Here is a 14,694-nt window from a genome sequence, read left to right on the forward strand (position 1 = left end):
CGCGATTCTGAACAGAATGAGACCAACCTCTCCAATGCTTTCCCGGGTTGCCACACCCGCCCACCGAACCCCTCGGTGAGGCTTGCAGTCTCTCGCTCCGGCAACGCAGCGTCGATAAGCCCCTTCGCATTCGCCGCCCTCCGCCCTCATCGCCTACAGTAGTTCTATCCATGGGCGCGGCCGCGCCGCCTGTCGGGAGAACTGCCGTGGGCAAACTGCAAGAGCGTCGCCGATTCCTGAAAGCCGCGCTTGGCGGCCTGCTCGTCCCTGCCCTGCCCGCCTGCGGCGGCGATGACGATCCGCCCACCCCGCTGCCCGATGCCATACCCGAATCCCGGATCACCGAGGCCATCGCCCAGGTCGACACGCTGGCCGCCAAACTGATGGCAAGCTCCGGCTTGCCCGGTATGGCCGTGGCCGTGGTGCGCGGCGATCAAACCGTTTACGCCAAAGGCTTCGGCCGCCGGCTGGTCACCGATCCCGCGCCCGTCGACGCCGACACCGTGTTCCAGCTAGCCTCCGTCTCCAAACCCATTGGCGCGACCGTGGTGGCGCGGCAGGTCGGCGGCGGCGGCATCAGCTGGGACACGCCGGTGCAGCAGCACCTGCCCTGGTTCGCCTTGTCCGAAGCGGAGGTCACCGAGGCCGTCACCATCGGCGACATGTACGCCCACCGCTCCGGCCTGCCCGACCACGCCGGCGACCGGCTCGAAGACATGGGCTACAATCGCCGCCAGGTACTGACACGCCTGCGCTATCTTCCGCTCCATCCATTCCGCGCGGTCTACGACTACACCAACTTCGGCATGACGGCCGCGGCCGAGGCGGTGGCCACCGCCGCCGGCATCGACTGGGCGACACTGTCGGAACAAGCCATCTACCAGCCACTGGGCATGACCCGCACCAGTTCGCGCTACGCCGACTTCGCCGCGCGCGACAACCATGCCCTCGGCCACGTGCAGATTAACGGCACCTGGGTGCAAGGCATGGGCTCCATGCCGGATGCGCAGTCGCCCGCGGGCGGTGTCAGCGCCTCCGTCAACGACATGGCCAAATGGCTGGCCATGCTGCTGGGCAACGGCGAATTCGCCGGCCGGCGCATCGTCGACGCCGCCGCGCTGGCACCAGCCCTGAGTCCGCAGATGCAAAGCACCCCGCCCGCCAACGGCCGCCCGGCCGGCTACTACGGCTATGGCTTCAATATCGGCACGACCGAACTCGGCCTGACGTCGCTCAACCACTCCGGCGCTTTCGTGGTGGGCGCGGCTACCAACTTCACCGCAGTGCCCTCGCTGGACCTGGCCATCGTGACGCTGACCAACGGCTACCCCATCGGCATCCCCGAAACGCTCAACGCGCAGTTCTTCGACCTCGTGCAATACGGCGCCATCCGCCGCGACTGGGGCAAGATCTTCGCCGACGCCTTTGCGCCACTGCTCGCACCGGAAGGCCGCCTGGTCGGCCAGCCAATCCCCGCCAACCCGCTGCCGCCGCGCGCGCTGTCGCTGTATACCGGCACCTACCAGAACGACTACTACGGCCCGCTGCAGGTGACCGACCAGGGTGGCACGCTGGTGATGACACTCGGCGCGAGGCCGCTGACCCTGCCCCTGACCCATTGGGACGGCGATGTCTTTACCTTCACGCTCCACAACGAGAACGCGACCCTGGGCACGATCTCGCGGGCGGCGTTTGCCAGCGGACAGGTGTGGCTGGAGTATTACGACCACGAAGGGCTTGGGGTGTTTGTGCGGTGAGGCGAAGCGATTGATTTCACCCTGGCGCCCGCGGGTAGTGCCGAGTTGACACTGCTGAGACCCCTGCCGATACTGCACATCGCCCCCTGCCCCCGTTGGGCTGGAACGGTTTGAGAAGTGACTCAGCTACCGGAAGGAAGACCATGCTCAGACTCCGCTCTGTAGTACTCACCGCCGCCGTTGCCACGCTCGCCGCCTGCGGCACGCCGCCCCCGACGCCAACCGCGGTCACGCAGGCGCCGGGGCCCGCCACCCAGACCGCCGCCGGCAAGACTGAAGTCCTGTGGCTCGGCCAGGCCGCCTTCCGGATCACCACCCCCGGCGGCAAGGTCATCGTCATCGATCCGTGGCTGACCACCAATCCCAAGACGCCCGCCGGCTTCAAGCCGTTGCAGGCACTGGGCAAGGTCGACCTCATCCTCGTTACCCACGCCCACAGCGACCATCTCGGCGATGCCCCCGCGCTGGCCCAGCTGAACAACGCCCCGATCTACAACGGCGGCGGCATGGGCCAGTCCCTCATCAGCCTGGGCATGGTGCCCGCGGCGCTGGTCCAGCGCTTCGGCAAGACCGGCACGGTGATGCCGTTCGGCCCGACCGGCCCCAAGATCACCGCGGTGCATGCCGAGCATTCATCCGAACTGGCACTGAAGAACCCCACCACCGGCAAGGACGAAACCCACTACGGCGGTGAGCCCGTGGGCTACATCATCGAGATGGAAAACGGCTTCAGGATCTGGCACATGGGCGATACGGGGCTGTTCGGCGACATGCGATTGATCGGCGATCTCTACAAGCCTGACGTGGTGCTGATCCCCATCGGCGGGCACTTTACGATGGGTCCGCAGGATGCCGCGATTGCAGTGCGGGACATGATCCGGCCGAGGTTTGCGATTCCGATCCACTACCAGACTACGCCGCAGTTGCAGGGAACGCCGGCTGAGCTTACGGCGGCGCTGGGTAGCGGCGCGGCGACGCGCGTGATCGTGCCGCAGCCGGGGGAGAAGGTGGATTTCTGATTCAGGTGTGACGGCGCTGGCAAGGCCGAGTAAACAGTCGCAGGCCGTCCGCACGCACGCGCCGGTATTGACGCGTAGCTCGCTTCCCCGCAACTCGGTCGAAATCTACATCGTAATGCCGCGCCAAAGAACCGATGCGCCGCTCGCAGCCAGGAAGAGAAGCAGTGCCCGGCGCACGGCATCTGCGGAAATTCGCCGCCGCAAGATTGATCCCATGGCCAAGCCAGCGAGACTGAATGGCACAGCGAACGCCGCACTACCAAGCAGGTTGCCTTGCTGCAGCAGTCCGCTGCCGGCGAACGCAAACAGGCGCACGACAGCACTGACCAGAATCACTGCCGCAATAGTCGCCCGGAACTGATCAATGTGGGTCAAGCGCCTGGAAAGATACATGGTGTAGATCGGGCCACCGGTACCAAACAGCGCACTGAATACCCCGCCAATCACGCCGGCCGGTGCAGCCCATCCCTTGCCGGTCTCCTGCACATGGGTGGCAGGCACCACGAGCGCGCGGATCGTCATGACCAGGACAAACAAGCCCAGGCAAACGAGTAGCCAACGTGATTCGACTTTCGCCAGAACGGTGGTACCGAGCGCCACACCCGCCATCATGAACGGAAGCAGTCGAAGCAGTTCGGCTCGGGAGACTGAAGTCCAGTTCCGCAAGCCGACCATCGTGGTGGTGATGAAGTCCAGCAGCAGCAACATCGGAACGACGAAATGCAGCGGCAGGAACTGGACGAGTATGGGAACCGCAACCATCGCCGCCCCGAACCCGGTGAGCCCGAATACCGTATAGGCACCGGCAACTGTTGCGCCCAGGACCATGTAGTGCTCTGTTCCCATTTTTGACCGATCGTCCTTATGCGCTGCTTTATCCCACCTGAATCTGGATGCCCGCGCTCCTCGCGACGGACCGATATGCGGCGAAGTTCTCCGACACGTACTTGGCCGCCGCTTCTACACCTAGTGCCAGGAGCGATTGCCCCAGTCGTTTGAACGAACTGGGGCCGTTCTGCCCAGGGGCCACGCTAGTTCGCGGAGATCTTTCTTTTGCCGACCAGCAACTTCCAGCGGCCGGACTCCTGTGCAATCTCATCGGGAAGCCTGCCCCTTGCGGTCAAGGTCTTCGTCATACCCTGAGTCGCCAGGTAGCGCTGCATGCCTGGCTCGGATACTGCCCGCTCGAGGTCGGCATACATCTTCGTCGTCAGGTCTTTCGGCGTGCCGGCCGGCGCCATCAGCGCGAACCAGCCATAGAAGGTAAATCCTTGCAAACCCGCCTCGGCGACGGTGGGCACGTCAGGCAGCAACGAAGACCGTTCCTTGCCAGTCACGGCCAGCGCGCGCAGGCGGCCGCCCTTGAGCAAAGGAGAAATGGCATTGATATTGCCCACGGTCATGTCGACCACGCCGGCCATCAGATCCGCGTAGGCCGGCCCCTCACCCTTGTATGGCACATGGACGACGTCGATACCGGCGGCCTCGGAGAACGCCTCGCTGGCCATGTGGACCTGGCTGCCGTTGCCCGCCGACCCAAAGGTGAGCTTGCCAGGATGCGCCTTCGCGTAGCTGATAAGCTCATCCATCGTCTTTGCAGGTACCTTGACATTGATGGTCAACACCATCGGTCCGCTCGCCACCTTGCTGATCATCTCGAAGCTTTCCGCCGAGTAAGGGAGCTTCTGGTAGATGTAGGGATTGACCGTGAACATGCTGCCCGACGCCAGCAACAGCGTGTAGCCATCGGGCGCGGCCTTGGCCACGGCCTCGGCGCCCACAGCGCCGCCGGCGCCGGGACGATTGTCCACCACCACGGGCTGCCTCCATTGCTTGCCCAGTTCCAGTGCCAGCGCGCGCGCCAGCAAGTCGGTGGCGCCGCCGGCGGCAAACGGCACAACCAGGCGGATCGGCTTGGCAGGCCATTCCTGCGCCTGCGCCCGCACCATGTACATCGGCGCGATCGCAAAGGCAAACATAGCCACTGCGGTCGACGTGCGATGGCGCCTGGTGTCGGCATCGCGGCACAACGCCTTCACGATGGGAATTGCACGCATGCGCAGCAGCCATTGCTGCGCCCGGGCGCGCCAGTGGCCGACCTTGTTCTCAGTGTCAAGCGAGTTCATCGTTGTCTCCTTTGTGGTGCCGCTATGCTTCGCGACTATCGTCTTCGGTATTTCCACTTTCTATAAATCCTGATTACTGTGCCTCTCATATAAATTCGGAAAACAGGTGCTCCTCACGCACTGAAATCCATGCGTGAACGTAAGTTGAATATCGAGGACTCAATTCCCTGCTGCTATCCGCTTCGATAAAGTCGCACCGTCGCCATGGCTAATCTTTCCGGACCAGCCTCGGACGGCTGTCGTCGGGGGTGGTCGCCGGTGCCGTGACGGCGGTCAGGGCGTCGAGCAACACTTTCGACAGGTGCGCCCGCGGATTGTCACGCGGCACCAGAATACCCAGCCTGCGCGTCAGCGGCGGCGAGCCGAAAGGGATGGTGCGGATCGTCGTCGGAAACTCGTTCTCCACACCGCGCGCAGGTACCACCGAGGATCCAAGTCCGTTGGCGACCATTGCGATCACGCCTTCAAGCGTATCAATTTCCATGGTCGATCGAACGGCAATCTGCCGACGGACCATTTCCTCCTGGACAAGCAGGCCGACACGCGCGGTACGATTGAAGCGGACATAGGGCGTAGTCTCGAGTACCCCCTTATCCGAATCGCCACGCGTCGTGACATGCGTGATGACCACGAACTCTTCGTTGAAGAACGGCAGGAACTGCAGGTCCAGGCGCGGCACCTCCGGTTCCGTGACGACGGCAACGTCAAGCTGGCGGCGGTACACCGCCCTTTCGAGGTCGTGGGTGAGGCCGGTGGTCAGGTGAATGTCGATCCGATGGCCTTGCTGTTGCATGCGCTTCAGCGCGAGCGGCAAGACACCAGACACGCACGTGTGCACCGAGCCAAGCTTGAGTACGCCACCAGCAGCCTCGCGCTTGAGCGCGGCGCTCATGCTTTCCCAGTGCGTCAGCAGGTCACGTGCACGATTTGTGAAAGCGAGCCCTGCATCGGTCAGCACCGGCGGCCGCCGGCTGCGATCGAAGATCGTCATGCCGAGCTCTTCTTCGAGGGCGCGCATCTGCATGCTCACTGCGGACAGCGACAGCCCGATTGCGTTGCCCGCTTCCGCGAAGCTACCGCGATCTGCAATGGCTACCAGGGTGTAGAGCGTCTTAACGTCCATGTTTGACAAGTGTTATGTGGTTCAAGCCGCTGGCGCGGTGCGCCGTCATTCTGCCGCATGGACGTACGCACCGCATTTACAGCCCCAGCAAACGGCGTGCATTGCCGCCCATTACCTTCTCCATGTTTTCCGGGCGGATCGGCAACTGCTCGAACCAATGCTTGTAGTCGCGCACCGGACAGAACGGGAACGAGCTCGCATACAGCATCCTGTCCGCCAGGAAGGTGTCGGCAGCCTTGACGTATTCCTCCCATCCAGGCATGCGCGAGAAGTACATGTCCGGGGAGAGGTACATATTCGGCCGACGGAACGCAATGTGGAGGATCTCCGTGACCCACGGCCAGCCGCCATGCACCACCACGACTTTCAGATTCGGGAAATCGGCAAGCACGCGGTCAGTGCGCACGGGGTCTGAATAGCTCAGGTCCGGTCCCGCCGTGCCACCAACCATCAGGATCACCGGCACATCCAGGTCTTCGCAATGCGCGTAGATGGGATACAGGCGGCGATCGTCGGCGTATATCGGCACCGGATACGAACCCGGCTCAATGTTGATGGCCTTGAAGCCGTTGCCGACCGCATCGGTAATGGCCTTGCACGCGGCAACGCGATTTGTCGGATCGATGGATGCGGCGCCGATGAACCGCCCCGGGTACTCGCGCACGATCTGCTGCACGTCGGCATTCGATACGCTACCCAGGGTCCCGGCCAGACGTCCGACGACAACGCCCCTATCAACACCTGCCTCGTCCATTTCCTGCAGCAGGAGGTCCATGGACTGCTGCTGCGCCGCCGGCGATGGCGCGAAGCCGACCGTGCGCGTGAAGCCGTCCCGGCGCTCGCCCGCGGAGTACATCAGGGTATTGAGGAAGCCACCGAGTGGCGGCCGGAGTCTGAAGTCGATGATCATGTTCGTTCCTTGCTGGCTCGCTACGTGATTGCCTTACATCACCTCGTTCTTGCGATCATCTGTCTCGCCATAGCGGTGCAATGCGGGTGGCTTGAGTCCGGCGTACAGCTTCTCGATGCCCGCGTTGATCACTTCGGCATGCTGGGCAAAGAGCGAATTCCCCGCCAGGTCGCTTTCGACAATGAACGGGCCGAAATTTTCGACCTCGAACAGCCACATCGCCTGGGCAATCCCAAGCTCGTCGAGCCAGAACACGTCGCGCACACGCTTGATGCCGCGTCCGAGCAGCGCGCCGGTGCCGTACCCCACCGTGGTCAAATAGATCGCACCGCCCGGGGCCATCACCCGCTTATAGTCGTCGGCAGGCATACCGCCCTTGCCGATGAAGATCCGGCAATCCGTCCTCTCCAGCCATTTCGGGATCCATTTCGAGAAGCGAAAGCTCGCCGTTGCCGTGACCGCACCGACGTTGTAGCCACCATCGCCGGTGGGGGCTGCCGCCGGGGAGCAATGGAAGTTCACATTGCTTAGTCCCTTCAGTTCAACCGGCGGCGCAATGCCTTCGTCGAGCACCTTCTTATAGACGCCTTCGCGTGCGGTGTAGATCAGGCCGGTCAGGTAGACGGCGGATCCCAGCTCGAGTCTTGCAATGTCTTCCGTCGTGGCGGGAACATTAATGTGGAAGACCTTCATGTCATCGTCTTGCGGAGTTACCATTCCACTGTCTCCCTGCGCAGGTAAGGGGTGAACCACTGGGGGTCGGTGCGGTATTCGATGTCGCCGCTGGCATGGATACGTGCAGTGGCACGTCGCGACGACAGACAGAACGTATGCAGGCTGATCGGCATGCCGCCCGTATGGGTATGACCCACTTCGATATGGCAATCGACGACCATGGAAGAGCCGACGAAGCCCATGGCACCCATGCCGATCGAGTTGCCGAGTTGCATCAGCTCCAGTTCCAGTTCGGCGATCTTCGGATCGGGATTGCGGTCCCCCACCACGCGCAGGCAGGCAGCCTGCTTGCCGAGCTGCATGCACGTATCCTTGGATCCCCCCAGGCCGATGCCGACAATCGCCGGCTGGCATGCCAGGCCGCGCTTGCCGAACGCGATCAGGGTATCGAGCACGAAACGCTTGATGCCGTCCATGCCATCGCCCGGAAACAGCATCCGGTAATCGGTACCGAACAGCCCGCCTTTATGGACCGTGGTGATGTCGACCCAATCCGCATCGGGCTCAAACGACCATTCGATCTCCGGTGCATTGATGCCAACATTGTTATTGTTGTCGGTACGCCAGAGCGGATGGACGCGATTCGGCCGCAGCGGAATGGCCAGGGTCGCATCGGCAGTGGCCTTGCGCAACGCCTTCTCGACTGCGACAAATCCACGCTGAACCGTGGCGTTGTTGCCGACCTTCACGTAGTAGCGCGGCAGGCCCGTATCGGCGCACATCGGACGGCGGTCCTGGTCCGCGGCGTCCCAGTTGTCCTGCATGGCGTGGATGACAAAGCGCGGCAACTTGCCGGTCTCTGTCTTCTGCAATGCCTGGATGCCTTGCTTGTAGTCCGTGGGGATCTCGATCGCGGCGCGCTTCATGATCTCGAACGCGGCTTCCTCGACCCGATCGATGGAGATGGTCATCGTAGCGGTCCTCTATGCTGCAACTTTTGGGGGTTGACCGGCCTCGCCGGTAATCAATGACGTACCCGGCTGGACGATGTCGAACTTGACCGGAACCATGTCCAGGCGAAGGTCCTCACCGTCGGCGGTAACGCGGGTATAGCGGCTACCGTGCAGGTCACCCGGCTCGGGGAAATCCTCGCGGAAGTGGGCGCCGCGGCTGTTTTCACGCGCCAGCGCAGACACAGTGATGACGCGCGAGATATCCACGAGGCTTTGCAAGTTCAGCCAGTCGTGCCACGTGACGTTGTAGCGGCGATCTCCGTCGGGCACTCCCATGCCCATCAAGTCGGCGTGGTGCGATGCGATCGAATCGAGCCCGCGGCGCATCGCAGATTCATGGCGCAGCACGCCCACGTCATCCCACATGGTTTGCGCCAGCGCGTCGCGCAGATCGTGAATCGCGCCCGCGCGCCGCGAGAACGGATATTCGGCGCGCTCGATGCCGCCCTGGATCACGCGCCGGTCCGGCTCCTTCCAATGCTGCACACCGGATACGTAGGCCGCCATCGAATCGCCCGCAATGCCGCCGAACACGGTCGAATTGGCGACGCCATTCCCACCCAGCCGATTTGCGCCGTGTACACCGCCACAATCTTCGCCGGCGGCGAACAACCCGGGCGAGGCCGTGCTGCAATCGACGTTGAACTCAACACCGCCCATCAGGTAGTGGGCCGTCGGCACCACCTCGACCCGGCCGCCGGCCAGATCGAAGCCGCAATCCTTGCAGCGATTGACCATACCGGGGAAGGTCTTGGCCACCTTCTCCGGTCCGAGGTGGCTCATCTGGATATAGATCCCGCCCATCGGCCCGGTCCTGCCGGCCCGCATTTCTGCGTAGATGCCGCGGCTCACCACATCGCGCGTCGCCCGTTCGCCGCGCGCATCGTAATTCGTCATGAAGCGGTCGCCGTTGCCATTGATCAGGTAGCCCCCCGCGCCGCGCAAACCCTCCTCAAGGACAGTTCCGGTCATGCGGGTGTCCGGACCGCCCAGCAATCCGGTGGGATGGAACTGCACCATCTCCATGTCCCGCAGGCTCAGGCCGTAGCGCATCGCCATGGCCAGGCCGTCGCACGTCTTGTCGCCCGATGGCGTGTGATAGCGGTACATGGTCGGGCCCGCGCCGGTGGCCAACAGCACCGCCTTGGCCTGCACCAGACGATAGGTGCCACGGCGCATGTCGATAAACAGCACGCCAGCGATGCCCGAACCGTCTGCAGCGGGGATCAGCTCGATGGCCCGGTGCTCCTCCATTTCCTCCACATCGAGCGCCCGCACCTGTTCCATCAACCGGTTGATGATCTCGATGCCGGTCAGGTCCGCCTTGTGCACCGTACGGTCGAAGCTCTGGCCAGCGAATGCCTTCTGGTGCAGCGTGCCGTCCGGGTTGCGGTCGAAGAAGCAGCCGATCTCGTTCTCCAGTTCGCGCACCCGTTCGATGGCGCCCTCTACCAGCCGCCAGGCCAGGTCTTGCCGGGGCAGCCACTTCCCGCCCTCGATCGTGTCCATGAAATGGCGCTCGACCGAATCTCCCGTGGACAGGGCAACGTTGTACCCGCCCTGGACCATGCGCGTGCAACCACATTTGCCGAGCAGGCCCTTGACCGCCACGGATACCTTCAGCGCAGGATTTGCCTTCTTCGCATGCAGCGCTGCAAACAGACCCGCACCACCGGTGCCGAGGATCAGGATGTCCGTCTTGTGGTTCTCGATCTGCATTCAGATTACCCCCAGGGCAAAGATCACGCCCACCAGCAATGACAGTGCGCCACCCCAACTGATCCACGACAGGCGTGCGTCGCGGGTGGTGCTCCATGGCAGCAGTTCCAGCGCCAGCAGCCGCAGGCCGAAGCACATGTGCATGGACAGCAAAAGGACCAGGCCCCATTCGCCGAATTTCACCGCGCCCATGTCGGCAAATTTCAGGAATGCGTCCATGCGTGCCCGATCCGCCAACGCCAGGCCCAGGACGTAGAAGTGCGCCGGAAGAAAGACGCCGAGCGCAAGACCGGACAATCGGTGTCCCAGGAACGCCCAGTAAGCGCGGTGATTGCGCGGTGATTTCATGACAAGAGCCCTCCCACCGCTGCCACGGCACGCAATCCCATGGTCAGCAGCAGCAGGCCGAACAGAAGGCACAGCGTTGATGCCGCACCGCGGCTCAGGCGTGCCCACTCGATCAGGATGTTGCGCAGGCCGATCGGAACGTGAACCGCCACGCTGAGCACAAACAGCGAGTAGAACGGGATCCAGAGCCAGCTTCCCTGCGTGCGCGACAGGATCTCGGCAGCAGTCAGGCCGCCGCGCACCGCATAGAGGATGACCGCCAGGTGCACCAGCACGAACGGCGCCATGATCATGGCCGTGAGGCGCTGCAGGGCGAACAGGCGCGACTCCATGTTCAACCTCCTCCCCTCAGGAACTGCAGCAGCGCGTTCTTCTTCAGGCCGGCGATGCTGCCCGTCGGGCTCAGGCTGACCGGGCAATGCGTCATGCAGTTTCCCTGGGAGTGACAGGCATTGCATCCGCTACCCGACGTCGCCTTGTGCAGCACGTCTTTGGGGTCAGCATGCCGTTCGTCGTTGAATAGCGTCCATGCCCTGTTCAGCGCCGCCGGGCCCAGGTATTCCTTGTCCCACGACACGACGTCGCAAGCGGCATAGCAGACGCCGCAGTTGATGCACTCGATTGCGGCATCGGCCATCTTGCGCTTGCGGCTGGCCGGCGACACCGCGGCGGGCGGGTCATTGCGCGTGGCAGTACCGATGAAGGTGTTGCCCGCCTTCTTCCACTTCTCGAAGAACTCGGACATGTCCACCACCAGGTCCTTGATGCGGGGCATGTTGCGCAAAGGCTCGATGACGATCACGCCGTCTTCCTCCACGCGGCTGACGTGCGTGCGGCAGGTCCAGCGCGGGCGGCCGTTGACCGTCATCGCGCAGGAACCACACACGCCCACCCGGCATGCGAAACGGTAGGACAGCGTCGGGTCGATCCGGCGCTGCACTTCGGTGACCACGTCGAGAACCGTCTGGTTCTCGCGCCACGGCACCTCGTAGGTGGTGAAACTGCCCTCGCCGGTGCCGCGTGCAATGCGTACCGTGAGCGTGCGGTGCGCGGCCTTTGTCGCCTCCATTTCTGTCTCCCGTTTCAGTCGATGCGCTGACGCGCCATCTTGGTTCCGCGCGCATACCGGCGCTGGATGACCTCTCCGTACCGACCGCATTCCGGCCGTGATCTGTCGTGGATGAGTTGAAACGAGTTTAATTAATCGGTATTTCTGAATCAATAATAATTAAGTTGATATTTTTTGAAGTTATCCTCGTAAAGTGGCCTTTACGCACCTCATTTCGACGAGGCGTCAAAGAAGTGTCGGCGGCTTGGACTCGAATCCCTCTGAAAACGTCTCTCGCAGGTAATCGACAAAGATCTGTGACACGCGCGACGCGTGCGCGGAATAGGGGCGGATCGCGTACAGCCAGTCACCGAATGCCCCCGTCGCACGCCATTCGGGAAGCACCTCTACGAGCCGCCCCGTCTCCAGCGCCGACTGTGCGCTGAAATCAGGCAGCAGCGCGATGCCAAGCCCCTCGATGGCCGCGTCACGCAACGCCTCGCTGTTGTTCACAGCCAGCGGACCGGCAACGGGTACGGTCACGGGATCGGCATGTCCCGCCTCTGCGCCCGCGATCATCGGCACAAACGTCCAGGTAGGCGTGCCTTGCACGCGCGGATAGTGCAGGCAGGCATGTTGAGCCAATGCCTGTGGCGCGTGGGGCGTGCCTCTTGCGCGCAGGTAGGAGCGGCTCGCAACCAGCAGGGTGCGTGTAGCGGCCAAGGTCCAGGCCACGTGGGTTTCCGGCGGTGCGGAAGTGTGGCGCACGGCTATGTCAAAGCCCTCCTGCGCCAACGGCCGTACGCGGTCCGACATGTCGAGTTCGATCTGGACCTGCGGGTAGCGACGCAGGAAGTCCGGTAGCCGGGGAACCAGTTGCTGCCTGGCAAAGGCCACCGGAGCGGTGACGCGCAGGAAACCGCGCGGGGCACCGGCGAGATCGCGCACATTGGCAAAGCCGGTGGCAATCTGCTCGAAAGCGCCGCGCATCGATTCCACCAGCTGCCGGCCGGCATCGGTCAGCGTGGCGCTGCGTGTCGTGCGCTGTACCAGCATGATGCCGGCCGATTTTTCCAGGTCGGCAATATGCTGGCTCATCGAGGCCTTGCTGACCCCGAGTCGGGCTGCAGCCTTGCTGAAACTGCCCTGTTGATGCAGCACCACGAGCCAATGCAGGTGCTCCCAAAGATCCTCCACGTCGCCTTGTCTCATGTCTGACTGCCTCTTTCATTACTTGAGCCGATGGATTTTTTGTATCTCTGGCATGGTAGTAGCAAAAATTCCTGAACAGTGAATTCGGCGACGGGTGACTACCCGGTAGCCACAGGTCTCCATACACTGCGTCAACCATCGACGCGGCGAGCCATTGGGCCGCTACACAACGACAGGGGATGCCCATGACCACGCCCTACACCAATTCCACAGACGTTATCCATTTTGTTTCCGGAGAGCCGTACGTCGGCACCGGCACGCGCTCGCAGGCCGTGTTCAATCCGGCCACCGGCGCCGTGGCGCGGCAGGTGCGGCTGGGCACGACGGAAGACGTGGATGCCACCGTGGCCAGCGCCCTGGCGGCTTTCCCGAAGTGGTCCGACACGCCGCCGATCCGCCGCGCCCGGGTCATGCTGAAGTTCCTGGAACTGATGAACCAGCACAAGGACGAACTGGCCGCGATCATCACTGCCGAGCATGGCAAGGTGCTCAGCGATGCGGCCGGCGAAGTCAGCCGCGGCATCGACATCATCGAATTCGCCTGCGGCATTCCCCAGCTGCTCAAGGGCGATTTCACGGACCAGGTCTCGACCGGCATGGACAACTGGACCCTGCGCCAGCCGCTGGGCGTGGTGGCCGGCATCACGCCTTTCAACTTTCCGTGCATGGTGCCATGCTGGATGTTCCCGGTGGCCATCGCCGCCGGCAACTGTTTTATCCTCAAGCCGAGCGAGCGCGATCCGTCGGCCTCGCTGTTCATGGCGCGCCTGCTCAAGCAAGCCGGGCTGCCCGACGGCGTGTTCAACGTCGTGCAGGGCGACAAGACCGTCGTCGATGCACTGCTCCATCATGACGACGTAAAGGCCATCAGCTTCGTGGGATCGACCCCGATCGCGAACTACATCTACGAGACCGGCGCCCGGCTGGGCAAGCGCGTGCAGGCGCTCGGCGGCGCCAAGAACCACATGGTGGTGATGCCGGACGCTGACATCGACCAGGCCGTGGACGGCCTGATCGGCGCGGCTTACGGCTCGGCCGGCGAGCGTTGCATGGCGATCTCGGTGGCCGTGCTCGTGGGCGACGTGGCCGACAAGATCATGCCGAAGCTCGAAGCCCGTGCCCGCGAACTCATCATCAAGAACGGCATGGAGCCCGATGCCGAGATGGGCCCGGTTGTTACGGGCCAGGCGCTGGAGCGCATTGAAAACTACGTCGCCCTGGGCGTGGAAGAAGGCGCGAAGCTGGTGGTCGACGGACGCAACTACAAGGTGCCCGGCCACGAACAGGGGTTCTTCACGGGCGGCACGCTATTCGACAACGTCACGCCCGATATGCGCATCTACCAGGAAGAGATCTTCGGTCCGGTGCTGTCCTGCGTACGCGTGGACGACTTCGCGCAGGCGGTGAAGCTCGTCAACAACCATGAATTCGGCAACGGCGTGGCCTGCTACACGCGCGACGGACAGATCGCCCGCGAGTTCGCCCGCCGCATCGAAGTTGGCATGGTCGGCATCAACGTGCCGATCCCCGTGCCGATGGCGTGGCACGGCTTCGGCGGATGGAAGCGCTCGCTGTTCGGTGACATGCATGCCTATGGCGAGGAAGGCGTGCGCTTCTACACCCGGCAGAAGAGCGTGATGCAGCGCTGGCCCAACGACACGGCGCGGGGCGCCGAGTTCGCGATGCCGACCGCCAAGTAAAGGGAAAGGGCGACAGCAACATCCCCCACTGGTGCTGCCGCTGA

14 protein-coding genes are annotated in these 14,694 nt (G+C 63.4%); 3 read left to right on the forward strand and 11 right to left on the reverse strand.

The genetic code is table 11. The annotated features are described in order from the left end of the window. Window positions 1-206: 206 nt before the first annotated feature. A complete protein-coding gene (locus K307_RS36880) occupies window positions 207-1,757 on the forward strand; it encodes a serine hydrolase (RefSeq protein WP_042886037.1) in 1,551 nt (516 codons plus the stop codon). Window positions 1,758-1,900: 143 nt separating this feature from the next. After that, window positions 1,901-2,776 carry a metal-dependent hydrolase gene (locus K307_RS36885; RefSeq protein ID WP_042886038.1) on the forward strand — a complete coding sequence of 292 codons (876 nt, stop codon included), beginning with the start codon at window positions 1,901-1,903 and terminating at the stop codon, window positions 2,774-2,776. Window positions 2,777-2,881: 105 nt separating this feature from the next. Here the strand turns inward: K307_RS36885 and K307_RS36890 are convergent, their stop codons facing one another. From K307_RS36890 to K307_RS36940, 11 genes are all read right to left on the reverse strand, one after another. Beyond that, a complete protein-coding gene (locus tag K307_RS36890) occupies window positions 2,882-3,604 on the reverse strand; it encodes a sulfite exporter TauE/SafE family protein (RefSeq protein WP_042887897.1) in 723 nt (240 codons plus the stop codon). A 203-nt stretch (window positions 3,605-3,807) separates the two neighbouring features. Beyond that, window positions 3,808-4,902 carry a Bug family tripartite tricarboxylate transporter substrate binding protein gene (locus K307_RS36895; RefSeq protein WP_042886039.1) on the reverse strand — a complete coding sequence of 365 codons (1,095 nt, stop codon included), beginning with the start codon at window positions 4,900-4,902 and terminating at the stop codon, window positions 3,808-3,810. A 208-nt stretch (window positions 4,903-5,110) separates the two neighbouring features. Next, window positions 5,111-6,025, reverse strand: a complete 915-nt coding sequence (locus tag K307_RS36900; RefSeq protein ID WP_042886040.1) for a LysR family transcriptional regulator — start codon at window positions 6,023-6,025, stop codon at window positions 5,111-5,113. Between the two features lie 76 nt (window positions 6,026-6,101). Then, window positions 6,102-6,935, reverse strand: coding sequence for an amidohydrolase family protein (locus tag K307_RS36905; protein ID WP_042886041.1), 834 nt, complete (start codon window positions 6,933-6,935; stop codon window positions 6,102-6,104). A 33-nt stretch (window positions 6,936-6,968) separates the two neighbouring features. Beyond that, window positions 6,969-7,652 (reverse strand): fumarate hydratase C-terminal domain-containing protein, encoded by a 684-nt coding sequence (locus K307_RS36910; RefSeq protein WP_042886042.1) that lies wholly within the window; start codon window positions 7,650-7,652, stop codon window positions 6,969-6,971. Continuing rightward, a complete protein-coding gene (locus tag K307_RS36915) occupies window positions 7,646-8,581 on the reverse strand; it encodes a fumarate hydratase (RefSeq protein WP_042886044.1) in 936 nt (311 codons plus the stop codon). Before K307_RS36915 ends, K307_RS36910 begins: the two co-directional genes overlap by 7 nt. Before the next feature lie 12 nt (window positions 8,582-8,593). Further along, window positions 8,594-10,342, reverse strand: coding sequence for an L-aspartate oxidase (locus K307_RS36920; RefSeq protein WP_042886045.1), 1,749 nt, complete (start codon window positions 10,340-10,342; stop codon window positions 8,594-8,596). Next, window positions 10,343-10,690 (reverse strand): succinate dehydrogenase, encoded by a 348-nt coding sequence (locus K307_RS36925; protein ID WP_042886046.1) that lies wholly within the window; start codon window positions 10,688-10,690, stop codon window positions 10,343-10,345. Then, a complete protein-coding gene (locus K307_RS36930) occupies window positions 10,687-11,022 on the reverse strand; it encodes a succinate dehydrogenase (protein ID WP_042886047.1) in 336 nt (111 codons plus the stop codon). The genes K307_RS36925 and K307_RS36930 overlap by 4 nt, the downstream gene beginning before the upstream one ends. Window positions 11,023-11,024: 2 nt before the next feature. Further along, window positions 11,025-11,759 (reverse strand): succinate dehydrogenase/fumarate reductase iron-sulfur subunit, encoded by a 735-nt coding sequence (locus tag K307_RS36935; RefSeq protein WP_042886048.1) that lies wholly within the window; start codon window positions 11,757-11,759, stop codon window positions 11,025-11,027. A 225-nt stretch (window positions 11,760-11,984) separates the two neighbouring features. Next, entirely contained in the window at window positions 11,985-12,950 is a 966-nt protein-coding gene (locus K307_RS36940; protein ID WP_042886050.1) for a LysR family transcriptional regulator, read from the reverse strand. A gap of 185 nt (window positions 12,951-13,135) precedes the next feature. Between K307_RS36940 and K307_RS36945 the strand changes: the two genes are divergently transcribed. Next, window positions 13,136-14,650, forward strand: coding sequence for a CoA-acylating methylmalonate-semialdehyde dehydrogenase (locus K307_RS36945; RefSeq protein WP_042887898.1), 1,515 nt, complete (start codon window positions 13,136-13,138; stop codon window positions 14,648-14,650). Window positions 14,651-14,694: the final 44 nt, after the last annotated feature.

It is taken from the genome of Cupriavidus necator A5-1 (assembly GCF_000744095.1).
GTDB classification, from domain to species: Bacteria; Pseudomonadota; Gammaproteobacteria; order Burkholderiales; family Burkholderiaceae; genus Cupriavidus; species Cupriavidus necator_A.

Coding starts and splice junctions, on each gene's coding strand:
- K307_RS36905 (WP_042886041.1), bottom strand. CDS start 6,935: ATGATCATCGACTTCAGACTCCGGCCGCCACTCGGTGGCTTCCTCAAT.
- K307_RS36930 (WP_042886047.1), bottom strand. CDS start 11,022: ATGGAGTCGCGCCTGTTCGCCCTGCAGCGCCTCACGGCCATGATCATG.
- K307_RS36940 (WP_042886050.1), bottom strand. CDS start 12,950: ATGAGACAAGGCGACGTGGAGGATCTTTGGGAGCACCTGCATTGGCTC.
- K307_RS36915 (WP_042886044.1), bottom strand. CDS start 8,581: ATGACCATCTCCATCGATCGGGTCGAGGAAGCCGCGTTCGAGATCATG.
- K307_RS36885 (WP_042886038.1), top strand. CDS start 1,901: ATGCTCAGACTCCGCTCTGTAGTACTCACCGCCGCCGTTGCCACGCTC.
- K307_RS36910 (WP_042886042.1), bottom strand. CDS start 7,652: ATGGTAACTCCGCAAGACGATGACATGAAGGTCTTCCACATTAATGTT.
- K307_RS36945 (WP_042887898.1), top strand. CDS start 13,136: ATGACCACGCCCTACACCAATTCCACAGACGTTATCCATTTTGTTTCC.
- K307_RS36925 (WP_042886046.1), bottom strand. CDS start 10,690: ATGAAATCACCGCGCAATCACCGCGCTTACTGGGCGTTCCTGGGACAC.
- K307_RS36900 (WP_042886040.1), bottom strand. CDS start 6,025: ATGGACGTTAAGACGCTCTACACCCTGGTAGCCATTGCAGATCGCGGT.
- K307_RS36895 (WP_042886039.1), bottom strand. CDS start 4,902: ATGAACTCGCTTGACACTGAGAACAAGGTCGGCCACTGGCGCGCCCGG.
- K307_RS36890 (WP_042887897.1), bottom strand. CDS start 3,604: ATGGTCCTGGGCGCAACAGTTGCCGGTGCCTATACGGTATTCGGGCTC.
- K307_RS36935 (WP_042886048.1), bottom strand. CDS start 11,759: ATGGAGGCGACAAAGGCCGCGCACCGCACGCTCACGGTACGCATTGCA.
- K307_RS36920 (WP_042886045.1), bottom strand. CDS start 10,342: ATGCAGATCGAGAACCACAAGACGGACATCCTGATCCTCGGCACCGGT.